A 21,295-nucleotide genomic window follows, 5' to 3' on the forward strand; every position below is an offset into this window, starting at 1 on the left:
CCCTCGTCCTTCTCGGTACGTGCCGCAGCACCTCGGGTGCCGCCATCGTGGCGGCATCGTGTCGCCCCCGCGCGCCGAGTCCTGGGACGACGCGCCGCACGGTGGCCCACGACATGTGAGCGGTATCGTGCCCGGCCGTGGCTGCCGATAACCGTCTGACCCCCGGTGACGTCGCTCCGGACTTCTCACTGCCCTCCGACACGGGCGAGACGGTGTCCCTGGCCGACTACCGCGGCCGACGGGTCGTCGTCTACTTCTACCCGGCCGCGAACACCCCGGGCTGCACCAAGGAGGCCTGCGACTTCACCGAGAACCTCGGCACCCTGAACGACGCCGGGATCGACGTCGTCGGCATCTCCCCCGACAAGCCGGCGAAGCTCGCGAAGTTCCGCGCCGACCAGGGCCTGACGTTCCCGCTGCTGTCGGACGCGGAGAAGACGGTCATGCCCGCCTGGGGCGCGTGGGGCGAGAAGACGATGTACGGACGCACCTCGACGGGCGTGATCCGCTCGACCTTCGTCGTCGACGCCGAGGGCAAGGTCGAGGTCGCCCAGTACGGGGTGAAGGCCACCGGCCACGTGGGCCGGTTGCTGCGTGATCTGAAGCTGTAGGTGGTGCCGGCGATGGGATTCGAACCCACACTGTGCGACCCCTAAAATCGCCCTCTCTGCCACTTGGAGTACGCCGGCCTGCCATTCGGACTACTCGTTCCGGACGGCGGATGCGGTCACTCTAGCGATGTCGGGTCGCCCACCGAACTTGTGTGGCGACGCGCGCAAGAAGGGCGACGACACGCCACACAAGTCCGAGTGGTCCCCCGACCCCTGATCAGAGGTAGGACCGGATCGCCTCCGCCATCTCCGGCGCCGCCTCGACCGGCGTGAAGTGGCCGACGTCGTCGAGCACACGCACGTCCGCGCGGGGCAGCAGGTCCGGGACGGCGGACGCGAACGCGGCCGGGAAGATCGGGTCCTGCGCGCCCCAGATGACGGTGGCCGGCACGTCCAGCGGCGGCGGGAACTCCGTCACGCCGCGCAGCCCCAGCGCCGTGTACAGCGACGACGAGCCCGACCGGTACCAGTTCACCGACGCCGTGAACGCTCCCGGCCGCGAGTAGTCCTCGACCAGCTGCTCGTCCACCACGGCCTCGGGCCGCGCGCCCCAGTGCGACCAGAAGTGCTCCAGGTACGTCCGCACGGCGGCCGGGTTGCCGTCGATCAGCTGACGGGCCAGCTCCAGCTGGTGGAAGTCCTGGTACCAGAACTCCGGGCGGTACTCGTCCGACAGCACCGCCTCCACCGTCACCGACGGCGCGAGCGTGTTGCCGAGGACGAGGGCGCGCACGCGGTCGGGATACTCCCGCGCGTACGCGACCGCCGTCGTGATGCCGACGTCGTAGCCCACGACGACGGCGGGGCCGAGGTCCAGCTCCCCGAGCGCCGACACCAGGTGCGCCCGGTCGAAGTCCGACGGCGGGCGGAGCTCGTCGCCCGGGGCGAACGAGCGCCCGAACCCGGGCAGGTGCGGCACGACCACGTCCGCGACGTCCACCAGCAGCGGTGTCAGCAGGCGGTAGTCCGACGCCCCGCCCGGCCACCCGTGCAGGCACAGCACCGGGGCCCCGCTACCGCTCCGTTCCACCGCCAGCATCGACGACGACCTCCAGCACGCGGAACCCCGCGTTCGACGACAGTCTCGACACCCTGTACCCCTGACCGCCCAGCCATCGCGCGAGCGAGTCGGATCCGAGGTTCTTCGCGACGACGAGGTGGCTGGGTCCGTCCACCCGCGGCAGCCACTGCAGGAGCAGGTCGTGCAACGCCTCCTTGCCGCCGCGGATCGGCGGGTTGGACCACATGCCGGCGAAGCGGACGTCGTCCGGGACCTCGTCCGGACGGCACGCCCGCACGTTGCCCAGCCCCGCGGCGCGCGCGTTCTGCTCGACGAGCCCGAGCGCCCGCGTGTTGACGTCCACCGCCCACACCGTCGAGCGCCGCCGGATCGACGCGAGCCACAGCGAGATCGGGCCCCAGCCGCAGCCGAGGTCGAGCAGGTCGCCGCCCCGCTCGGGCTCCGGGGCGTGCTCGAGCAGTACCCGCGTGCCCTTGTCGAGCCGCCCGCGGGCGAACACCCCGGAGTCGGTCGTCACCTGCAACGACAGGCCCCGGACGTCGAGGCGCGCCGGTTCCGGCGCCGACGGCGTGGTCGGCTCCTCGGCGAAGTACTGCTCATTCACGACGACGGGGCGTCCCCGACGAGCGTCCGCAGCTCCGGCGCCAGTGCCCGGAACGCCCGGGCCCGGTGCGAGACCGCGTTCTTCTCCTCCGGGGACATCTCGGCGGAGGTGAGCGACCCGCCGTCGGGAACGAAGGCCGGGTCGTAGCCGAAGCCGTTCACCCCGCGGGGTGTGCGGATCAGCCGCCCCGGCCAGCGCTCGGTGACGACGACCTCGCGCCCGTCCGGGTGCACGGCCGCAGCCGCGCAGACGAAGGCCGCGCCGCGACGTTCCTCGGGGACGTCGGCCATCTGGTCGAGCACGAGGGCGAGGTTCTTCGCGTCCTTCTCCCGGCGGTCGCCGGACGAGCCCGACCACCGCGCCGAGAGCACCCCGGGCATCCCGTTGAGGGCGTCGACGGCGAGCCCGGAGTCGTCGGCGACGGCCAGCATCCCGGTCGCCGCGCACGCGTCCCGGGCCTTCGCCAGCGAGTTCTCCGCGAACGTCGCGCCGGTCTCGGGCGCCTCGGGGAACGCGGGCACCTCGTCGAGACCGATCACCTCGACCCCGAGGTCCGAGACGATGCGCCGGAGCTCGACGAGCTTGGCGTCGTTGCGGGTGGCGAGGAGGACCTGCATCAGGGCAGCTCCCCCGGGTACGGCTCGGCGAGCGCGGCGGCCTGGATCTCCGTGAGGCGCGCGATGCCGGCCAGGGCCGAGTCGAGCATCTTGTCGAGCGTGTCGCGGGTGTACGTGGCGCCCTCGCCGGTGCCCTGGACCTCGACGAGGGTGCCCGCGTCGGTCGCGACGACGTTCATGTCGACCTCCGCCCGGCTGTCCTCCTCGTACGGCAGGTCGAGGCGCACCCGGCCGTCGACGACCCCGACCGAGACCGCTGCGATCGAGCACGAGAGCGGGTTCGGGTCGGCCAGCTTCTTCTTCGCCCCGAGCCACGTCACGGCGTCGGCGAGCGCGACGTAGGCGCCGGTGATGGCGGCCGTCCGCGTCCCACCGTCGGCCTGGAGCACGTCGCAGTCGAGCTGGATCGTGTTCTCGCCCAGGGCCTTCAGGTCGATCGCCGCGCGCAGCGACCGGCCGACGAGCCGGCTGATCTCGTGCGTGCGCCCGCCGACCCGGCCCTTGACCGACTCGCGGTCGGAGCGGGTGTGCGTGGCCGAGGGCAGCATCGCGTACTCGGCGGTGAGCCAGCCGAGCCCCGAGTCGCGCCGCCAGCGCGGGACGCCCTCGGTCACGCTCGCCGCGCAGAGCACGCGGGTGTTGCCGAAGGACACCAGCACGGACCCGGCGGGGTGCTGCTGGAACCCCCGACGGATCTCGATGGGGCGGAGTTCGTCGTCGGACCTGCCGTCACTGCGTGCCACGGTCACCCACCCTAGGAGGCGCCGCTCCGGGGCGACGTCGTCGGACCCCTTCGTTAGCGTGCAGCACGTGCCCCGGGACCGTCTCGTTCTCCTCGTCGCCTGCCTCGCGCAGTTCATGGTCGTGCTCGACGTGTCGATCGTGAACGTCGCGCTGCCCGCGATGCGGGAGGCGCTGGGCTTCTCGGCGGTCGGGCTGCAGTGGGTGGTCAGCGCCTACACGCTCGCCTTCGCCGGCTTCCTGCTCCTCGGCGGCCGCGCGGCGGACCTGTTCGGTCGACGCCGCATGTTCCTGGCCGGGCTCGTGCTGTTCGGGGCGGCGTCCCTGGTGGGCGGGCTCGCCGACTCCCAGGGGCTCGTCCTCGCCGCCCGCGCCGCGCAGGGCCTCGGCGGCGCGGTCCTCTCCCCCGCCACCCTGACGATCCTCACGACGACGTTCACCGAGGGCGCCGCCCGGTCGCGCGCGCTGGGCGCGTGGGCCGCGATCGGCGGGGTCGGTGGCGCGGTCGGGGGCATCGCGGGCGGGGTGCTCGTGCACTTCCTGAGCTGGCGCTGGATCTTCCTGGTCAACGTGCCGGTCGTCGTGCTCACCGCGGTGCTGGCCCGGATCGCGGTGTCCGAGACCCGCGCGGACGACCGACCCCGCCTCGACGCGGGCGGCGCGCTGCTCGTCACCGGAGGGCTGGTCGCCTTCGTCCACGGCGTGGTCACCAGCGAGACCGCCGGCTGGGGCGCACCGCTGAGCTGGGGCAGCTTCGTCGTCGCCGCGGTGCTGCTCACCGGCTTCGTGGTCCTCGAGACCCGGATCGCCTCGCCGCTCGTCCCGCTCGGCATCTTCCGCATCCGGCCCGTCAGCGTCGCGAACGGCACCATGGCGCTGATCGCCTCGGCGATGTTCGCCATGTGGTATTTCGTCTCGATCCACATGCAGGGCGTCCTGGGCTTCGACGCGCTCACCGCCGGGCTCGCGTTCCTGCCGCAGTCCGGCTCGATCGTGCTCGGCTCGCAGTTCCCCTCACGCATGCTCGGCCGGATCGGTGCCCGCCCGCTGCTCGTCGGGGGTGCCTTCCTGACGGCGGCCGGCTTCGCGTGGTTCGCACAGCTCACCCCGCAGTCGACGTGGGTGGGCGGGGTGCTCGGTCCGGGTATCGCCGTCGGGCTGGGCATGGGCATCGCCCTGACGCCGCTCGCGGGCGCCGCCACCTCGGGGGTCGACCGCACGCAGGCGGGCCTCGCGTCCGGGCTGCTCAACACCTCCCGTCAGGTCGGCGGGGCGATCGGCCTCGCCGTGCTGTCCACCCTCGCCACGTCCCGCGCCGACGGACTCCTCGCGGCGGGCGCCTCCCCGGCCGCGGCGTCGACGGCCGGCACCACGCGGGCGTTCGCGGTGGCGGCCGTGGTCGTCATGGTCGCCGGGCTCGTCGCGCTGCTGCTCCCGCGAATCCGCCCGACGACGCAGGCGTCCCCCGCCGAGCTCGTCGACGAACCGGCCGACGGGGCACCGGCGCGCTGAGCCGGCCGGAGATCAGACCGTGTAGTGCCCGTCCGGGCGGACCAGCTCGGTCGGTCCGGAGTACTCCGCCCGGGCCTCGGCGAGCAGTTCCTCGCCGTCGTACCAGGCGGGCACGTGCGTGATCAGCAGCCGCTTCACCCCGGCCTCGCGGGCGACCTCACCGGCCTGCTTGCCCGAGAGGTGCACGCCGGGCGGACGGTCCGGCGAGTCGGTCCACGTCGCCTCGCACAGCAGCACGTCCGCGCCGTGGGCGAGCTCGACGAGCGTGTCGCACGGTCCCGTGTCGCCGGAGTAGACGAGCGTCCGCCCCTCGTGCTCGAGGCGCACGCCGTAGGCCTCGCAGGGGTGGTCGACCGGGGCACTCGACAGCGCGATGTCGCCCACGCCCGCCGGGCCGTCGGCGAACACGTGGTAGTCGAAGACGTCGGTGAGATCGGTGGCGACCCGCTCGTCCGACGACGGTGCGTAGGCCACCGCGAGGCGTACCTCGGACTCGCTCGGCCCGTGCAGCGGCAGCACCTTGCCGGGACCGTCCGGGTGGTAACGACGGTGGACGATCAGCCCGGAGACGTCGGCACAGTGGTCGGGGTGCAGGTGCGAGAGGACCACCGCGTCGAGATCGAACGGGTCCATGTGGCGCTGCAGCGTGCCGAACGTGCCGTTGCCCAGGTCGAGCGCCAGGGTCGTGGAGCGGGTGCGCACGAGATACCCGGACGCGGGCGAGGTGGGTCCGGCCCCGCTGCCGGAACACCCCAGGACGATCAGTTCCACGCGGGCACCCTACGGGCCGATCGGAGAGGGCGACACTCCGTCGGACGGACGGCTTCCCCGAGATCCCCGCCGATCGGCGGTCGCCACGAGTCGCGCGGCGAGGATTCCGGCCAGTGCCCCGAACAGGTGAGCCTGCCAGGAGACACCCGGGGTGCCCGGCAGGACTCCCCAGAGCACGCCGCCGTAGACCAGGAGGAGGACGACGGCGAGCACGATCTGGCGGCCGGAGCGGGCGAAGAAGCCGCGGAAGAGCAGGAACGCGAGCCACCCGAAGATCACCCCGGACGCCCCGACCGTGACGCCGAAGCCGGTCAGCCACGTGAGGAACCCGCCGAGGAGCCACACCAGCGCCGTCACCGCGATGAACTGGCCGAGCCCGCCGGCCAGCGCGAGGAAGCCGAGCACCAGGAACGGGAGCGAGTTGGCGATCAGGTGCGGCCAGCCGTAGTGCAGCAGCGGCGCCCAGAGGATGCCGGAGAGCCCGTCGACCGAGCGCGGCACGATGCCGTCCCGGTCGAGCGCGCCGTGGAAGACGAACTGGTCGAACGCCTCGATCACCCAGAGCACGGCGAGGAAGAGGATCATCCCGACGGCGGCCCGCGCCGGGTGCGCCGGGACGATGCGGGGTTTCGCGGGGACCGTCGGACTGCTCACCGTTCCGACGATAGCGACGGAAGCTGAGAATCAGGCCCAGAGCTGGCCCTCGAGCCCCTCCGCGGCCTCCTCCAGCGTGCCGGCGTAGGCCCCGGTGGACAGGTACTTCCACCCGCCGTCGCAGACGATCATGACGATGTCGGCCTCGTCGTCGCTCCCGGCCGCCTTCTCGGCCTGGGCCAGCGCCGCGTGCAGGATGCCGCCCGTCGAGATGCCGGCGAAGATGCCCTCCTGCTCGACGAGCTGGCGGGTCCGCCGCAGCGCGTCCTGCGCGCCGACCGAGTAGCGGCCGGTGAGGACGTCGGGGTCGTAGAGCTCCGGGACGAAGCCCTCGTCCATGTTGCGCAGCCCGTAGACGAGCTCGCCGTAGCGGGGCTCGGCGGCGATGATCTGGCAGTCCGGCTTGTGCTCGCGCAGGTAGCGCCCGGTGCCGACGAGCGTGCCGGTGGTGCCCAGGCCCGCGACGAAGTGCGTGATCGTCGGGACGTCGCGGAGGATCTCCGGACCCGTCCCCTCGTAGTGCGACAGCGGGTTCGCCGGGTTGCCGTACTGGTAGAGCATGACCCAGTCCGGGTTCTGGGCCGCGATCTCCTTGGCCGTCGCCACGGCCTGGTTCGAGCCGCCCGCGGCCGGCGAGAAGATGATCCGCGCGCCGTACATCTCGAGCAGCTGCCGCCGCTCGGCCGAGGTGTTCTCCGGCATGACGCACACCAGTGAGTAGCCCTTGAGCTTGGCCGCCATCGCCAGCGAGATCCCGGTGTTGCCCGAGGTCGGCTCGAGGATCGTGCAGCCGGGCGTGAGCAGCCCGTCCTCCTCGGCCTTGGTGATCATGCGCAGGGCCGGGCGGTCCTTGATGGAACCGGTCGGGTTGCGGTCCTCGAGCTTGGCCCACAGCCGCACGTGCGGCGCCGGCGAGAACGACGGCAGCCCCACGACAGGGGTGTCGCCCAGGGCGTGGATCAGCGAGTCGTACCGCGCCATCGGGTGCTCCAGAGAAGAGACGGCCCCCGGGCCTGGGCGGCCCGGGGAACGGGGCTCAGCGGCCGCCGGCGACCGCGGGCAGGATCGTCACGGTGCCGTTGTCGGGGACCTGCGCGTCGAGGCCACCGGCGAAGCGGACGTCCTCGTCGTTGACGTAGACGTTGACGAAGCGGTGCAGCGCGCCGTCGGTCACCAGCCGGTCCTTGATGCCGGGGTGGTTGGCCTCGAGGTCGGAGATGACCTCCTGCAGCGTCGACCCCTCGGCCTTGACCTGCTTCTCCCCACCGGTGTGGGTGCGCAGGATCGTCGGGATCGAGACGGTGGCGGACACGGCTTTCCTCCAGGAGAACGGGGTCGGACTTGCAGGGGACAGCGTCGCACGACGCCGGGTTGTTCCGGGACCGTCGGGGACGGTCCGGCACGTCTTCTCAGCCCAGCGGAGCGACGGGAGGGATGTCGTTGGGCCCGGTGTGGGAGAACATGTAGTTCTCCACGACCTGGACCTCGTCCTCGACGACCTCACCGGCGTCGTCGAGCAGGAACGAGCGCAGGTCGTAGGACGAGTCGGGCCCGGTGATGGCGACGATCGCGAAGTGGACGCCGGGCTGCAGGCCCATGAACTCGATGTCCTTGACCGAGGGGTAGGCCTCGGGGAGCCCGCTGTCGGTCAGCGGGCGGCGCGGGACGCGGGTGTGGGAGTGGAAGACCACCACGGTCTCCTCGTCGCGCGTGGCGGCGTCCTTGTAGACGGCGAACTGCTCGCGGGAGTCGAAGCGGTAGTCGCTGCCCTGGGCGCCGGCGTCGTCGGCGTTCGTCATCGGCACGTAGCGCTCGGGCCGGTCGCTCTCCTCCGGGCCCAGCAGCTGACCGCACGCCTCGCGCGGGTGGTCGCGGCGGGCGTGCGCGACCATCTCCTCGACGAGGTCCCGGCGGATCACGAGCACGGCGACCACCTTACGGGGCGCTCAGGGCAGCAGCACCGTGAGCAAGGAGTCCTGCAACCACGTCAGCCAGTGGTAGACGGGCAGGTGGTCGGTCCGCGGGTCGTCCGGCGGGAGCCGCTCGGGCATGTCCTCGGTCACCTCGAGGGCGGTGCCGAGCGCGAGCCGGACGTCGTTGACCGCGGTCAGCCACGCCTCGGCCTGCGGCACCGTCAGCTCGACGCGCCCGCCGCCCCCGGGGCAGGAGGCGAGCAACGTGGCGATGGCGTCGCGCTTGGCCGCGATCAGCTCGGGCTCGTTGACCGAGCGCATGGCCGCCGACAGGGCCACCCCGTCCGCGCCCGCGCCGCCCTCGGCGTCGGGACGGTGGAAGTCCGGCAGCAGCCGCGCCAGGACGGGGTCGTCCGGGGCGGTGGACGGGCCGGTCCGGATGCCGGTGAGCTCCGCGAGCTCGTCCTGCGGGCCGGCGTCCGCGCGCCCGGAGAGCATGTCGTCGACCTGCCCGACGAGCCCGCGCAGTACCGAGGCCTCGGCGGGGTCGAGCACCGCGACGTAGCGGGCGCGCTCGCCCCGCCCGTGCCGTTTCCAGGCGCGCACCGGCTACGACGACCGCTGCATCGTCGCCCACAGCCCCGCCGCGTGGAGCTTCGCGACGTCGCCCTCGACCTTCTCGCGGCTGCCCGACGACACGGTCGCCCGTCCCTTCTGGTGCACGTCCATCATCAGGGCGGTGGCCTTCTGCTTGTCGTAGCCGAAGATCTTCTGGAACACGTAGGTCACGTAGGACATCAGGTTGATCGGGTCGTTCCACACGATGGTCTGCCACGGGGTGTCCGCGCCGACGAGCTCGTCGGGCAGCTCCTCCACCGTGGGCGCCGGCTCCACCGGCGCCGAGAGCACAGGGGGACGCAGCGCAGCGGAGCTCGACCCCATGGCACGGCGCATGTCCCCATCGTCTCAGTTGCACGACGGGTGCTGCATCTAGGCTGAGCCGATGACGGGCGGCACCGCGCTCATGACCGACCAGTACGAGCTGACGATGCTCGACGCGGCCCTGGCCGACGGCACCGCCGGCCGCCGGGCGAGCTTCGAGGTCTTCGCGCGCTCGCTGCCGCACGGCCGCCGCTACGGCGTCGTCGCGGGCACCGCGCGGGTGCTCGAGTCGCTCGCGCGCTTCTCCTACGGGGACGAGGAGCTCGCGGCGCTGCACGCGACGGGGGCACTCTCCGCGCGAGTGCTGGACCATCTCGCGAGCTTCCGCTTCGCCGGCGACGTCGTCGGCTACCCGGAGGGCGAGCTGTACTTCCCGGGATCACCGGTGCTCACCGTCTCCGGGACGTTCGCCGAGTGCGTGCTGCTCGAGACCCTCGTGCTCTCGATCCTCAACCACGACTGCGCCATCGCCTCGGCCGCCGCCCGCATGACGACGGCGGCGGCCGGTCGCCGTCTCATCGAGATGGGCTCGCGCCGCACGCACGAGGAGGCGGCCGTCGCGGCCGCCCGGGCGGCCTACCTGGCGGGCTTCGACGCCACCTCGAACCTCGAGGCCGCGGCCCGCTACGGGGTCCCGACGACGGGGACCTCGGCGCACGCCTTCACCCTCCTGCACGACACCGAGGAGGAGGCCTTCCGCGCCCAGGTCGCCGCACTCGGCGTCGGGACGACGCTGCTGGTCGACACCTACGACATCACCGAGGGCATCGAGACCGCGGTGCGCGTCGCCGGGCCGGAGCTCGGCGCCGTCCGGATCGACTCGGGTGACCTCGGCGTGATGGCGCAGCGGGCGCGCCAGCAGCTCGACTCGCTCGGCGCCACGAGCACCCGCGTCGTGCTCTCCGGCGACCTGGACGAGCACGCGATCGCCGGCCTGCGGGCCGAGCCGGTCGACGCGTACGGCGTCGGCACCTCCGTCGTCACCGGGTCCGGCGCGCCGACCGCGGGCATGGTCTACAAGCTCGTCGAGGTCGAGGGCCGACCGGTGGCGAAGCGCTCGTCGTCGAAGGAGTCCCGCGGCGGCGCCAAGTCCGCGGTGCGTCGGCACCGTCCGACGGGCACCGCGGTCGAGGAGGTCGTGCACCGGCTCGACCACACCGTCGAGGTCGGCGAGCACGACCGCGTGGTGCCGGTCGACCTGGTCAAGTCCGGCGAGCCGGTGGCGGGCCTGCCCTCGCTCGCCGACGCGCGCGAGCACCTGCGCCGCAACCTCGTCGCGATCCCGTGGGAGGGCCTCAAGCTCTCCCGGGGCGAACCCGCGATCCCGACGACGTTCGTGCCCTGACCTAGTCGTCGAGCTGCGGGCGGATCTCCGTGGCGAACCGGCCGAGCAGCTCGCGGCCCTCCGCGACGTCACCCCGGATCGTCGGGACGATCAGCTCGTCCAGCCCGGCCTCCCGCCACCGCCCGATGGTGTCCACGATCTGCGCCACGGACCCGGCGACCGCGACCGGCGCCCGGACGTCCTCGGGCTTCCGGTCGATGGCGAGGATCGCCTGGGTGGAGCGCCGGATCTCCCCCGGGTCGCGGCCGATCCGGTCACAGTGCTCGTCCAGCACCGCGGTCTTGCGGGCGAACACCTCGGGCGTGGACCAGGTGTTCCACTCGTCGGCCCACCGCGCGACGACGCCGAGCATCCGCTGCTCGCCGGAGGCGCCGATGAGCAGCGGGATCCGGTCTGCGGCCGGCACCTGCGGGGCGTCCGTCACGGCATAGTGCCGGCCCGACACGGAGGTCCGGGGCGTGCGCAGCAGGCCGTGGAGGACGGCCAGGCTCTCCTCGAAGCGGTCGATCCGCTCCCGGACCGGCCCCAGCGGGATGCCGTAGGCGGCGTGCTCGTTGAGTTGCCACCCGGCCCCGACCCCGAGGACGAGGCGGCCGCCGGACAGGTCCGACGTCGTCGCGGCGATGTTGGCCAGGACCGCGGGGTGCCGGTAGGTGATGCCCGCGACCAGGCTGCCGAGCCGCACGCGCGGCACGGCGGTGGCGAGTCCCGCGAGCACCGAGAAGCAGTCCCGGAGCGCGACGTCGGACCGTTCCTCGGTCCCGGTGTTGCCCATGAAGTGGTCGGCGACCCAGAGGCCGTCGTAGCCCGCGGCCTCCGCCTCGTGCGCGACGGCCACGACGTCCGTCGTCGACCAGGTGGTGTTCAGCCATGCGCTGACGGCGAGACGCGACACGGGGCGAGGAGATCACGCTCCGCGGTGCGCGGCAACGGCGCCGGGACGGCGACCCGGGGGTGCCGTCACCCGATAGGCTGAAGCCATGGCGCGCGCGCTGATCGTGGTGGACGTCCAGCTCGACTTCTGCGAGGGCGGCTCGATGGGGGTCGCCGGTGGGGCGGCGACGGCTGCCGCGATCACGCGCTTCCTCGCGGCCGAGCACGGCCGCTACGCCCACGTGGTCGCCAGTCGCGACTACCACGAGGACCCGGGCGCGCACTTCTCCGAGCAGCCCGACTTCGTCGACAGCTGGCCTGCGCACTGCCGCGTCGGCGAGGCCGGGGCGGCGTTCCACCCCGAGCTCGACGTGTCGCGCATCGAGGAGGTCTTCTCGAAGGGCCGGCACACCGCCGCGTACTCCGCGTTCGAGGGCACGTCGGAGTCCGGCGAGCGGCTCGTGGACTGGCTGCGCAACCGCGGTGTCGACCTCGTCGAGGTCGTCGGCATCGCCACCGACCACTGCGTCCGGGCGACCGCGGTCGACGCGGCCACCGCGGGATTCGCGACGACGGTGCTCCTCGACCTGACCGCGGGCGTCACCCCGGAGACGACGGAGGCGGCCTGCAGCACGATGCGCGAGGCGGGGGTCGTGCTCGCCCGCGCGGCCTGACCCTTCCCGACGACGGGTCCGGCCCGGTCGGCGGTGATCTCCGTCTCGCCGGGTGGGTCCCGGCCCGTCCGGGCATCACCGTGGGGAGTACCTCGTCGGGCCCCGCGCGAGAGGCCGTCGGCCTCCTCGACGACCAGGAACGACCGTGGCGGCACCGCCGCGGCGGCGACCGGATCGAGGACCGATGACCGTCCGCAGCAGTGGCTCGCGCACCGAGCCGACCTTCGCCGAGCTCACGGCCCGCATCAAGGCCGCCGGCCTCCTGCGACGCCGGCCGGGCGTCTACGCGACGGTGCTCGGCACGAACGTGCTGCTGCTCGCCGGCACCGTCACGGCCTTCGTGCTGCTGGGCCCGTCGTGGTGGCAGCTCGTCACCGCCGCGGTCCTCGGCGTCGTGACCACCCAGCTCGCCTTCGTCGGCCACGACGCGGGCCACCGCCAGATCTTCGCCGGCCGACGCGCGAACGACGTCGTCGGCCACCTGCACGGTGCGCTGGTCGGCATGAGCTTCGGGGCCTGGGTGGTGAAGCACAACACCCACCACGCGTCGCCGAACCACGCGGACGCCGACCCGGACATCGACATCCCGGTCCTCGCGTTCAGCGTCGAGCAGGCCGCCGATCGGCGCGGCTTCGCGCGGTGGGCCGTCGCCCACCAGGCGTTCCTGTTCCTCCCGCTCCTGCTCCTCGAGGGCTGGAACCTGCACCTGGTCGCGTTCCAGGAGGCGCTCCGCCGGCGGGTGCCGCGACCGAGGCTGGAGATCGCGCTGCTCACGGCGCACGTGCTCGGCTACCTCGCGGCCGTCCTGCTCGTGCTCACGCCGTGGCAGGCCGTCGCCTTCGTCCTCGTGCACCAGGCTGTGTGGGGAGTGGCGATGGGCCTCGCGTTCGCCCCGAACCACAAGGGGATGCCGGTGCTCCCCCGGGGCACGCAGCTCGACCACCTGCACAAGCAGGTCCTCACCTCGCGCGACGTACGCGGCGGGCGGGTCCTGGGCTACCTGCTCGGCGGCCTGGAGCACCAGGTCACCCACCACCTCTTCCCCCGCATGCCGCGGCCGAACCTCGCGCGTGGGCAGGTACTGGTCGAGGCCTTCTGCCTCGAGCACGGCCTGCCGTACACCCGCGTCGGCGCGCTGGACTCCTACCGCCAGGTGCTGCGCCACCTCCACGAGGTGTCCGCGCCGCTGCGCGCGTGAGTCAGCCGAGCACCTCCAGCGCGTAGGTGGACACCCGCCGGTCCCAGGTCGTCGCGACGGCCTCGACGATCACGGCGAGGGCCACGTCCACGGTGAACTCCACCTCGAGCACCTCCGCACCGGCGATCCCCTGGTAGGCCTCCGGCTGCCGGAGGGACACGGCGGCCCCGAACCTCGGTCGGGCCGGTCGGTCGTCGACGACCACGAGTTCGTCGAGCAGACCCAGGAACCGGTGCGGCAGGACGAGCTCCTCCGCCCAGTGCCCGGCGTAGTAGGGCCAGTCGGTCGACGGTGCGCGGACGTTCTCGACATCCATCTCGTGGGCGGCGTGACCCGGGTACTGCACGGTGAGGACGTCTCCCGCCCGGCCGTACTCCCCACCGCCGGACGTGGTGACCCGCCAGCGGTCCCGGTCCTCGAGCACGATGACGCACTCGTCGTGTGCGTTCCCGGTGGGGGGCGGCCCCGCCTCACGGAAGGGCGAGAACCGGCGCGGTAGCTCGCCGGGCGGCGGTCCCTGCACGGTCTCGTAGTCCGCCGTCGCCCGGAACGCCCCGATCGGCGCGGCGACGACGCTCGCGAGCAGGCGCCCCACCAGCGCCGCGTCGGGTCGACGAGGTGTCGCACGGGCCGCGGTTCCGGGCTCAGGGTCGTCCACAGAGGATCTCCTGGTCGTTCTCTTCGTAGGCGGAGGCCGAGAAGGTGCCGTGCGGGAACGTCACGGTCCCATGGACCTCGGTGCGGCAGCGGTGGAGGGAACCGGGCTCGCAGCGTGCGGCGACCGTCTCCCGGTGGTCCTGCGCGAACACGGCCGGTCCCTTCGTGGAGGTCGCGGGGAGCTCCGCGACCAGCTCCCAGCCCCAGAAGCGCGACCGGTACGTCGCACCCGAGACGGTGTTCGTGACGACCGGCATCGTGCGGCAGAAGCTCTCGATACGGGTGTGGACCTCGTCGTACGCCCGGCTGAAGTGCGGTCGGTTGACGCGAACGCCGCAGTCCTCCGACGCGGCGAGCCGTGGAGCGGCTGCGGCCGACCCCTCCGTCACGAGCACGGCCCCGGCGACGAGGACGATGACGATGACGAGCAGACGGCGCATGCGGACTCCCGAGCCGGTGAGGTGCCTTCACCTCCACCAACTCGCGCGGGCCTGCGCCGGATCCACGGATCACCCCACCGGAGCAATCGTGGCGGTGCCGGGAACCGATCGGGCGCGTCCGTAGTCTGAGCCCGCGAAGGGGGTGCGGGCATGGCGCAGCTGACGGAGTCGGTCACGGACACCGCGCCGGTGGCGGACCTGCTCGCCGCCGCGGTCGAGGCGCTGGGCGGGACCGAGCGGACGGGCCAGCAGGAGATGGCGGCCGCCGTCGAGCGGGCCCTCCGCACGGGTGAGCACCTCGCGGTGCAGGCCGGCACGGGCACCGGGAAGTCGCTGGCCTACCTCGTCCCGTCGATCCGGCACGCGCTGGAGGCCGACCAGGCGGTGGTCGTGTCCACCGCGACGATCGCGCTGCAGGCCCAGCTGGTCGACCGCGACCTGCCGCGGCTGACGAAGGCCCTCGAGCCCGTCCTCGGGCGGAAGCCGACGTTCGCGATCCTCAAGGGACGCGGGAACTACCTCTGCCGCCACAAGATCGAGTCCGGGGCGCAGGCCGAGGACCCGGGCGACGAGCAGCTCTTCGACCCGTTCCAGGTCTCGGCGCTGGGCCGGCAGGTCACCCGGCTGCACGAGTGGGCCGAGCAGACGACGACCGGCGACCGCGACGAACTCGTCCCCGGCGTGCCCGACCGCGCGTGGCGCCAGGTCAGCGTCACCGCCCGCGAGTGCCTCGGCGCGTCCCGGTGCCCGGTCGCCGAGGACTGCTTCTCCGAGCTCGCCCGGCACCGGGCGGGCGCCGCCGACGTCGTCGTCACCAACCACGCGCTGCTCGCGATCGACGCGATCGAGGGGCGCGCGGTGCTGCCCGAGCACGACGTCGTGGTGGTCGACGAGGCCCACAACCTGGTCGACCGCGTCACCTCGGTGGCGACCGGCGAGCTCACCGGCTCGAGCGCCACCGCCGCCGCCCGCCGCTGCGCGAAGCTGATCGACCAGGCGCTGGCCGACCAGCTCGTCGACGCCGGTGAGGGCCTCGACGCGGTGTTGCTGGACACGCCGGTCGGCCGCTGGGAGAACCTCCCGGAGCCCGTGGGTCGGATGCTGGCGGCGATCCGCAACGCGGCGTGGGCGTGCAAGCAGGCGCTCGGCCCGGAGCGGGAGAAGGGGCCGAAGGAGAACGACACCGACGCGGCCAACCGCCGCTTCGCCACCGCGATGGTCGAGGAGGTCCACGACGTCGCGGGCCGGCTGCTCACGGCCTTCGACCGCGAGGACCCGGCGACCCGGCCGGACGTCGTGTGGCTCTCCGAGCGCGAGCTCGGGTCGAGCACGGTGCGGGCGTTGCACGTCGCACCCCTGTCGGTCGCGGGTCTGCTCGCGAGCCGCCTCTTCGGGCAGTCGACCGTGGTCCTCACCAGCGCGACCCTCGTGCTCGGCGGCTCCTTCGACGCCCTCGCCCGTCAGTGGGGCCTGCCGGTCGACAAGAAGAGCGACCTTCCCGACGACGGGTCCGGCCACGGCAACGACCCGGCCACCAATCTCGTGTGGCACGGCCTCGACGTCGGCTCGCCGTTCGCCCACGCCAAGGCCGGGATCCTCTACGTCGCCCGGCACCTGCCGCCCCCGGGACGCGACGGCCTCTCCCCCGCGGTGCTCGACGAGATCGACGGCCTCGTGCGCGCCGCCGGCGGCCGGGCGCTCGGGCTGTTCTCGTCGATGCGGGCCGCGAAGCAGGCGACCGAGGACCTCCGCGGCCGCTGGGACGGCACCGTCCTGTGCCAGGGCGAGGACTCGACGAACACGCTGGTGCAGAAGTTCGCCGCCGAGACCGGCAGCGTGCTCTTCGGCACGATCTCGCTCTGGCAGGGCGTGGACGTCCCGGGCGAGTCGCTGCAGCTCGTGATGATCGACCGCATCCCGTTCCCGCGCCCGGACGACCCGCTCGTCGCCGCCCGACAGCGCGCGGTCGACGCCCGCGGCGGGAACGGCTTCCTCACCGTCTCCGCCACACATGCGGCGCTGCTCCTGGCCCAGGGCGCCGGGCGGCTCCTGCGCGGCACCGGCGACCGCGGGGTGGTCGCGATCCTCGACTCCCGGGTCGCGACGAAGCAGTACGGCGGTTTCCTGCGCGGCTCCCTGCCGCCGTTCTGGACGACGAGCGACCCGGCCGTCGTCCGCGGGGCCCTCGAGCGCCTCCGGGGCGACTGACCGGCCCTACAGCGTCGCCAGCAGCGCGTCCGCGAGTTCTCCGGCCGCGGCGGGCGCCCGGCGCAGGAAGAGCTCCGGCTCGATCAGCTCGAGCTCCATCACCACCGGCTCGCCGTCGATGCGCACCAGGTCCACCCGGGCCGCGTGCACCGGGGCCGGGGCGTGCGCGAGGGCCCGCTCGGCGACGGCGAGCTCCCGCAGGGTCGGCTCGTGGTCCTCCAGCCGTCCGCCGTGGCGCTCGTGCACGAGGAACCCGTCGGCCGCCGGGTACTTCCGCACCGCGTGCGACCACCGGTCGCCCAGCCGGATCAGCGACACCTCCCCCTCGGAGGCGATCGACTCGACGGCGGGCTGCACCAGTACGTCCACGGCGGCGGCGAGCCCCGCGAGGGTCCCCTCGAGCTCCGGGCCGGTCCCGCGGAACGTCTCCCGGCCGCCGGCCGACACCGCGGGCTTGACGACGACCCGCGACGGTCCGAGCGGCTCCGGCGTCGACCCGGCCGGCACGAGCCGCGTCGGCACCACCGGCACCCCGGCCTCGGAGAGCTCCACGAGGTAGCGCTTGTGGGAGTTCCACTCCAGGACCTCGAGCGGGTTCTGCAGCACCGTCCGCGACGCCACCGAGCGCGCCCAGGCCAGGAACTCGTCCCGCCGCCCCGTGTAGTCCCACGTCGTGCGCACCGCCACCAGGTCGGCCGCCGACCAGCCCGCCACGTCGTCCGGGGTGTCCCACGGCTCCACCCGGGCCTGCACCCCACGGTCGGCCAGCGCGGCGACCAACGGCTGGTTCTCCGCGTCGATGCGCTCGGAACGCACCCGGGTGCTGGCGACGATCACGGTGGCGGCCACGTGATCATCGTCCCCGTCGCCGCGCCCGCCCAACCATCAGCCGCCCGCCGCCACCTGCCCGATGCAGGTGACCGTGCCGGGAGCCACCTCGGTGAACCCCGCGTCCCGGACCGCGGCCACGCCGTACCGTTCCCAGGCCGCCCGCGCGTCGTCCGACGCCGCGCACCAGACGTCCCAGTCCGACGTCGGGGCGGTCCGGACGGCGGGTGCGGCGACCTGGACCGGGTCGCCGCCGGTCCAGGCCAGGACCGTCGCGAGGATCATGCTGGCGTGCCCGACCTGGGCGGCCGCCTTGCCGGTGGACTGCTCGACCCGCGGGTTCAGCCAGATCACGGGGCGGCCGGGCTCGACGGGCCCGGGTTCGTCGTCCGGCAGGTCGGTCCCACCGATCTGCAGTCGCCGAACCTCGTGCGGGACGTCGTCCACCGGACCCGGCACGAGCGCCCGGACCAGCTCGGACACGGTGACGCCGGGGACGTCCTGCACCGCCCGCCAGTGCGAGGTCCGCGCCCGACGGGCCAGCTTGCGGATGCGCCCGGCCCCGCACCACGCGGCGACCGCGTCGAACCACTCCCCGCCCGGCGCGGAGCGTTCGTCCAGACACAGCGCGAGCGCGGCCGCGGCAGCGGCCTCCAGCAGGGCCGTCGGTGTCGGGGGGTCCTGCTTCTCGAGGCGCAGGATCACCGGCATCGCGCGGACCGGACCGTCCGGGTCCTCGTCGACCTCGGGCGCCGGCGTGTCCGTCGCCCACGGGCACACCCGCGCCGCCAGGGGCGCGAGCGCGGTCAGATCAGAGTGGGACACGGCGCAGCAGGCCCTCCGCGGCGTCCGCGACCTCGATCTCGTCGCGGGTCACGCCGAGGACGAAGAGGACGGCGTCGAGGAACGGGGAGGACAGCGCCGTGTCGGCGGCGGCCGCCACCACCGGCTTCGCGTTGAAGGCGATCCCGAGCCCGGCGGCCGCGAGCATGTCGAGGTCGTTGGCGCCGTCCCCGACGGCGACCGTCTGCTCGATCGGCACCTCGTAGCGCGCCGCGAAGTCGAGCAGCGAGCGCGCCTTGCCGGCCCGGTCGACCACCTCGCCGACGACGCGCCCGGTCAGGTACCCGTCGACGATCTCCAGCTCGTTGGCCGCGGCGTAGTCGAGCCCGAGGTCGGCCACGAGGTAGTCGATGACGTGCGTGAACCCGCCGGACACCACGCCGCAGCGGTAGCCGAGCCGCTTGAGGGTGCGGATGGTGGTGCGCGCCCCCGGCGTCAGCCGGATCTGCGCCGCGACGTCGTCGAGACACGACGCGGGCAGGCCCTTCAGGGTCGCCACCCGCCGGTGCAGGGACGCCGCGAAGTCGATCTCCCCGCGCATCGCCGCCTCGGTGACGGCGCGGACCTCGGCCTCCCGCCCCGCGTGGGCGGCGAGCATCTCGATGACCTCGCCCTGCACCAGGGTGGAGTCGACGTCGAACACGATCAGCCGCTTGGCCCGCTGGGCGATGCCCACCCGCTGGACCGCGACGTCGACACCCGCCCGCTGCGAGGCGCCGACGAGGGCCTGCCGCAGCGCCGCGTCGGTCGGTGGGGAGACGCCGGGCACGGAGATGCGCAGCTCCAGCCCGGTGACCGGGTAGTCGGCGACCCGCCGCACCCGGTCGATGTTGACGCGCAGCGACGCGAGGGTGCGGGCCACCTCGGCGAAGTCCGCGGCCGTGATCGGCCGCCCGAGGACCGACACCACGTGGGTGGAGTAGGGGTGCACCGAGGACGCGTCGCCCCCGGTCTCGACCGTGACCGCGAGACCGAGAGCGGGGATCGCGACGTCCAGGCTGCGGGCGAGCCGGTTCGGGTCACCGGTGACGCCGACCAGCGCGGACAGCGTGAGGTGGCCGTGGATCGTCGCCTGCTGGACGTCCAGCATCTCGGCGCCGTGCTCGGCGAGGACCGTGAACAGCGTCGCCGAGACGCCCGGGAAGTCCGGGCCGGTGACCGTGACGAGGAGCGTCGTACGCGCCACCGCCGGGGCGGACACGTGGTCCGCCCCGGCGGCGTCGAGCGCGTGACCGTCCCCCGACGGACGGCTCACTTGTTCCGGGGGTCGCTGCCGGGGAGGTTCTCCTGACCGACCTTGCCGGTGACCGCCTCACCGATGCTGTGGCCGCCACCGATGTGCGCCTCGAGCCGGATCCGCTCCGTGAGGTGCGGGTAGTGCAGCTCGAACGCCGGCCGCTCCGAACGGATCCGGGGCAGCTCGGTGAAGTTGTGCCGCGGCGGCGGGCACGACGTGGCCCACTCCAGCGAGTTGCCGTGGCCCCAGGGATCGTCCACCTCGACCGGACGCCCGTAGCGGTAGCTGGAGAAGACGTTCCAGATGAACGGCAGCGTCGAGGCGCCGAGGATGAACGCGCCGACCGTCGAGATCGTGTTCAGCGTGGTGAAGCCGTCCGAGGGCAGGTAGTCCGCGTAGCGCCGCGGCATGCCCTCGTTGCCCAGCCAGTGCTGCACGAGGAACGTCGTGTGGAAGCCGACGAAGGTCGCCCAGAAGTGGAACTTGCCCAGGCGCTCGTTCATCATGCGGCCGGTCATCTTCGGGAACCAGAAGTAGATGCCGGCGTAGGTGGCGAACACGATCGTCCCGAACAGCACGTAGTGGAAGTGCGCCACCACGAAGTACGAGTCCGAGACGTGGAAGTCCAGCGGCGGCGAGGCCAGCAGGACGCCGGTGAGGCCACCGAAGAGGAACGTGACGAGGAATCCGATCGAGAACAGCATCGGCGTCTCGAAGGTCAGCTGCCCCTTCCACATGGTGCCGATCCAGTTGAAGAACTTGATCCCGGTCGGCACGGCGATGAGGAACGTGGTGAAGGAGAAGAAGGGCAGCAGCACGGCGCCGGTGGCGTACATGTGGTGCGCCCACACCGCGACCGAGAGGGCCGCGATCGACAGCGTCGCGTAGATCAGCGTCTTGTAGCCGAAGATCGGCTTGCGGCTGAAGACCGGGAAGATCTCCGAGACGATGCCGAAGAAGGGCAGTGCCACGATGTAGACCTCGGGGTGCCCGAAGAACCAGAAGAGGTGCTGCCACAGGATGACCCCGCCGTTGGCCGGGTCGAAGATGTGGGCGCCGAGGTGCCGGTCCGCCAGCAGGCCGAAGAGGGCCGCGGTGAGGATCGGGAAGGCCAGCAGCACGAGCACGACCGTCACCAGGATGTTCCAGGTGAAGATCGGCATCCGGAACATGGTCATGCCCGGGGCGCGCATGCAGACGATCGTCGTCACGAAGTTGACGCCGCCGAGGATGGTGCCGAGACCGGAGACCGCGAGGCCCACGATCCACAGGTCGGCGCCGTAGCCCGGGGTGTAGAGGGAGTCCGACAGCGGCGAGTACGCGAACCAGCCGAAGCTGGCGGCGCCGCCCGGGGTGAAGAACCCGGAGACGACCATCGTGCCGCCGAAGAGGAACAGCCAGTACGAGAACGAGTTGAGCCGGGGGAACGCCACGTCCGGCGCGCCGATCTGCAGCGGCACGATGTAGTTCGCGAAGCCGAAGAGGATCGGCGTCGCGTACAGCAGCAGCATGATCGTGCCGTGCATGGTGAACAGCTGGTTGTACTGCTCGACCGACAGGATCTGCAGACCCGGCTGCGCGAGCTCGGCCCGCATCAGCAGGGCCA

The 21,295-nt window shown here is 73.0% G+C and carries 24 protein-coding genes and 1 tRNA gene; 6 read left to right on the forward strand and 19 right to left on the reverse strand.

The annotated features are described in order from the left end of the window. The first annotated feature begins 137 nt into the window (after window positions 1-137). A complete protein-coding gene (gene bcp, locus A3CO_RS0112065) occupies window positions 138-611 on the forward strand; it encodes a thioredoxin-dependent thiol peroxidase (protein WP_018332506.1) in 474 nt (157 codons plus the stop codon). 1 nt (window position 612) lies between these two features. Here the strand turns inward: bcp and A3CO_RS0112070 are convergent. From A3CO_RS0112070 to rph, 5 genes are all read right to left on the reverse strand, one after another. Then, window positions 613-689 (reverse strand) — tRNA-Leu (locus tag A3CO_RS0112070). 139 nt (window positions 690-828) lie between these two features. Continuing rightward, on the reverse strand, window positions 829-1,650 hold the full coding sequence (locus tag A3CO_RS0112075; RefSeq protein WP_018332507.1) for an alpha/beta fold hydrolase: 822 nt from the start codon (window positions 1,648-1,650) through the stop codon (window positions 829-831). Then, on the reverse strand, window positions 1,625-2,236 hold the full coding sequence (locus tag A3CO_RS0112080) for a class I SAM-dependent methyltransferase (RefSeq protein WP_018332508.1): 612 nt from the start codon (window positions 2,234-2,236) through the stop codon (window positions 1,625-1,627). The genes A3CO_RS0112075 and A3CO_RS0112080 overlap by 26 nt, the downstream gene beginning before the upstream one ends. Further along, window positions 2,233-2,853, reverse strand: a complete 621-nt coding sequence (rdgB, locus tag A3CO_RS0112085; RefSeq protein WP_018332509.1) for an RdgB/HAM1 family non-canonical purine NTP pyrophosphatase — start codon at window positions 2,851-2,853, stop codon at window positions 2,233-2,235. The genes A3CO_RS0112080 and rdgB overlap by 4 nt, the downstream gene beginning before the upstream one ends. Continuing rightward, the gene (gene rph / locus A3CO_RS0112090; RefSeq protein ID WP_026204529.1) at window positions 2,853-3,596 is read right to left on the reverse strand and encodes a ribonuclease PH; all 744 of its coding nucleotides are present in this window, start codon (window positions 3,594-3,596) and stop codon (window positions 2,853-2,855) included. The genes rdgB and rph overlap by 1 nt, the downstream gene beginning before the upstream one ends. Before the next feature lie 67 nt (window positions 3,597-3,663). On the opposite strand from rph, the gene A3CO_RS0112095 reads away from it, so the two are divergent. Beyond that, window positions 3,664-5,106: a DHA2 family efflux MFS transporter permease subunit gene (locus A3CO_RS0112095; RefSeq protein ID WP_157647459.1), complete on the forward strand. Its 1,443-nt coding sequence runs from the start codon at window positions 3,664-3,666 to the stop codon at window positions 5,104-5,106. A 12-nt stretch (window positions 5,107-5,118) separates the two neighbouring features. Here A3CO_RS0112095 and A3CO_RS0112100 read toward each other — a convergent pair whose 3' ends face one another. From A3CO_RS0112100 to clpS, 7 genes are all read right to left on the reverse strand, one after another. Continuing rightward, window positions 5,119-5,877 (reverse strand): MBL fold metallo-hydrolase, encoded by a 759-nt coding sequence (locus A3CO_RS0112100; RefSeq protein WP_026204530.1) that lies wholly within the window; start codon window positions 5,875-5,877, stop codon window positions 5,119-5,121. 9 nt (window positions 5,878-5,886) lie between these two features. Then, on the reverse strand, window positions 5,887-6,531 hold the full coding sequence (locus A3CO_RS0112105) for a rhomboid family intramembrane serine protease (RefSeq protein WP_018332513.1): 645 nt from the start codon (window positions 6,529-6,531) through the stop codon (window positions 5,887-5,889). Between the two features lie 30 nt (window positions 6,532-6,561). After that, on the reverse strand, window positions 6,562-7,512 hold the full coding sequence (locus tag A3CO_RS0112110) for a PLP-dependent cysteine synthase family protein (RefSeq protein ID WP_018332514.1): 951 nt from the start codon (window positions 7,510-7,512) through the stop codon (window positions 6,562-6,564). Window positions 7,513-7,567: 55 nt separating this feature from the next. Then, window positions 7,568-7,843, reverse strand: coding sequence for a MoaD/ThiS family protein (locus tag A3CO_RS0112115; protein WP_018332515.1), 276 nt, complete (start codon window positions 7,841-7,843; stop codon window positions 7,568-7,570). A gap of 97 nt (window positions 7,844-7,940) precedes the next feature. Next, a complete protein-coding gene (locus A3CO_RS0112120) occupies window positions 7,941-8,456 on the reverse strand; it encodes a M67 family metallopeptidase (protein WP_033414338.1) in 516 nt (171 codons plus the stop codon). Window positions 8,457-8,477: 21 nt separating this feature from the next. Continuing rightward, complete coding sequence (locus A3CO_RS0112125; RefSeq protein ID WP_018332517.1) at window positions 8,478-9,050, reverse strand: DUF2017 domain-containing protein; 573 nt, start codon at window positions 9,048-9,050, stop codon at window positions 8,478-8,480. A gap of 3 nt (window positions 9,051-9,053) precedes the next feature. Next, entirely contained in the window at window positions 9,054-9,398 is a 345-nt protein-coding gene (clpS, locus tag A3CO_RS0112130) for an ATP-dependent Clp protease adapter ClpS (RefSeq protein ID WP_245561490.1), read from the reverse strand. A 49-nt stretch (window positions 9,399-9,447) separates the two neighbouring features. On the opposite strand from clpS, the gene A3CO_RS0112135 reads away from it, so the two are divergent. Then, window positions 9,448-10,731 (forward strand): nicotinate phosphoribosyltransferase, encoded by a 1,284-nt coding sequence (locus A3CO_RS0112135; protein WP_018332519.1) that lies wholly within the window; start codon window positions 9,448-9,450, stop codon window positions 10,729-10,731. Window position 10,732: 1 nt separating this feature from the next. Here the strand turns inward: A3CO_RS0112135 and A3CO_RS0112140 are convergent, their stop codons facing one another. Beyond that, complete coding sequence (locus A3CO_RS0112140; RefSeq protein ID WP_018332520.1) at window positions 10,733-11,626, reverse strand: LLM class flavin-dependent oxidoreductase; 894 nt, start codon at window positions 11,624-11,626, stop codon at window positions 10,733-10,735. A gap of 85 nt (window positions 11,627-11,711) precedes the next feature. Here A3CO_RS0112140 and A3CO_RS0112145 point away from each other — a divergent pair, with 85 nt between their 5' ends. Both A3CO_RS0112145 and A3CO_RS0112150 read left to right on the forward strand, forming a co-directional pair. Next, window positions 11,712-12,278, forward strand: coding sequence for an isochorismatase family protein (locus A3CO_RS0112145; RefSeq protein ID WP_018332521.1), 567 nt, complete (start codon window positions 11,712-11,714; stop codon window positions 12,276-12,278). Between the two features lie 184 nt (window positions 12,279-12,462). Next, complete coding sequence (locus A3CO_RS0112150) at window positions 12,463-13,476, forward strand: fatty acid desaturase family protein (protein WP_018332522.1); 1,014 nt, start codon at window positions 12,463-12,465, stop codon at window positions 13,474-13,476. A gap of 1 nt (window position 13,477) precedes the next feature. Here the strand turns inward: A3CO_RS0112150 and A3CO_RS0112155 are convergent, their stop codons facing one another. Together A3CO_RS0112155 and A3CO_RS0112160 are read right to left on the reverse strand one after the other, a co-directional pair. Then, the gene (locus tag A3CO_RS0112155; RefSeq protein WP_157647461.1) at window positions 13,478-14,134 is read right to left on the reverse strand and encodes a hypothetical protein; all 657 of its coding nucleotides are present in this window, start codon (window positions 14,132-14,134) and stop codon (window positions 13,478-13,480) included. Then, window positions 14,121-14,573 carry a hypothetical protein gene (locus A3CO_RS0112160; protein WP_018332524.1) on the reverse strand — a complete coding sequence of 151 codons (453 nt, stop codon included), beginning with the start codon at window positions 14,571-14,573 and terminating at the stop codon, window positions 14,121-14,123. Before A3CO_RS0112160 ends, A3CO_RS0112155 begins: the two co-directional genes overlap by 14 nt. Before the next feature lie 150 nt (window positions 14,574-14,723). On the opposite strand from A3CO_RS0112160, the gene A3CO_RS0112165 reads away from it, so the two are divergent. Continuing rightward, window positions 14,724-16,781 carry an ATP-dependent DNA helicase gene (locus A3CO_RS0112165; protein ID WP_018332525.1) on the forward strand — a complete coding sequence of 686 codons (2,058 nt, stop codon included), beginning with the start codon at window positions 14,724-14,726 and terminating at the stop codon, window positions 16,779-16,781. Between the two features lie 6 nt (window positions 16,782-16,787). On the opposite strand, the gene A3CO_RS0112170 is transcribed toward A3CO_RS0112165, so the two are convergent. The 4 genes from A3CO_RS0112170 to ctaD form a co-directional block, all read right to left on the reverse strand. Continuing rightward, window positions 16,788-17,630 (reverse strand): ATP-grasp domain-containing protein, encoded by an 843-nt coding sequence (locus tag A3CO_RS0112170; protein ID WP_018332526.1) that lies wholly within the window; start codon window positions 17,628-17,630, stop codon window positions 16,788-16,790. Between the two features lie 36 nt (window positions 17,631-17,666). Further along, window positions 17,667-18,434 carry a hypothetical protein gene (locus A3CO_RS0112175; RefSeq protein WP_018332527.1) on the reverse strand — a complete coding sequence of 256 codons (768 nt, stop codon included), beginning with the start codon at window positions 18,432-18,434 and terminating at the stop codon, window positions 17,667-17,669. Beyond that, window positions 18,421-19,638 (reverse strand): phosphoserine phosphatase SerB, encoded by a 1,218-nt coding sequence (gene serB / locus A3CO_RS0112180; RefSeq protein ID WP_026204534.1) that lies wholly within the window; start codon window positions 19,636-19,638, stop codon window positions 18,421-18,423. The genes A3CO_RS0112175 and serB overlap by 14 nt, the downstream gene beginning before the upstream one ends. A gap of 65 nt (window positions 19,639-19,703) precedes the next feature. Beyond that, a partial coding sequence (ctaD, locus tag A3CO_RS31725; protein ID WP_018332529.1) for an aa3-type cytochrome oxidase subunit I occupies window positions 19,704-21,295 on the reverse strand: 1,592 nt, incomplete at its 5' end.

Origin of the sequence: Actinomycetospora chiangmaiensis DSM 45062, assembly GCF_000379625.1 — a bacterium.
GTDB classification, from domain to species: Bacteria; Actinomycetota; Actinomycetes; order Mycobacteriales; family Pseudonocardiaceae; genus Actinomycetospora; species Actinomycetospora chiangmaiensis.

What these genes read in the sequence shown, in the direction of transcription:
- A3CO_RS0112075 (WP_018332507.1), bottom strand. Translation starts at nt 1,650, where the DNA reads ATGCTGGCGGTGGAACGGAGCGGTAGCGGGGCCCCGGTGCTGTGCCTG.
- rdgB (WP_018332509.1), bottom strand. Translation starts at nt 2,853, where the DNA reads ATGCAGGTCCTCCTCGCCACCCGCAACGACGCCAAGCTCGTCGAGCTC.
- A3CO_RS0112110 (WP_018332514.1), bottom strand. Translation starts at nt 7,512, where the DNA reads ATGGCGCGGTACGACTCGCTGATCCACGCCCTGGGCGACACCCCTGTC.
- clpS (WP_245561490.1), bottom strand. Translation starts at nt 9,398, where the DNA reads ATGCGCCGTGCCATGGGGTCGAGCTCCGCTGCGCTGCGTCCCCCTGTG.
- A3CO_RS0112135 (WP_018332519.1), top strand. Translation starts at nt 9,448, where the DNA reads ATGACGGGCGGCACCGCGCTCATGACCGACCAGTACGAGCTGACGATG.
- A3CO_RS0112145 (WP_018332521.1), top strand. Translation starts at nt 11,712, where the DNA reads ATGGCGCGCGCGCTGATCGTGGTGGACGTCCAGCTCGACTTCTGCGAG.
- A3CO_RS0112150 (WP_018332522.1), top strand. Translation starts at nt 12,463, where the DNA reads ATGACCGTCCGCAGCAGTGGCTCGCGCACCGAGCCGACCTTCGCCGAG.
- A3CO_RS0112160 (WP_018332524.1), bottom strand. Translation starts at nt 14,573, where the DNA reads ATGCGCCGTCTGCTCGTCATCGTCATCGTCCTCGTCGCCGGGGCCGTG.
- A3CO_RS0112165 (WP_018332525.1), top strand. Translation starts at nt 14,724, where the DNA reads ATGGCGCAGCTGACGGAGTCGGTCACGGACACCGCGCCGGTGGCGGAC.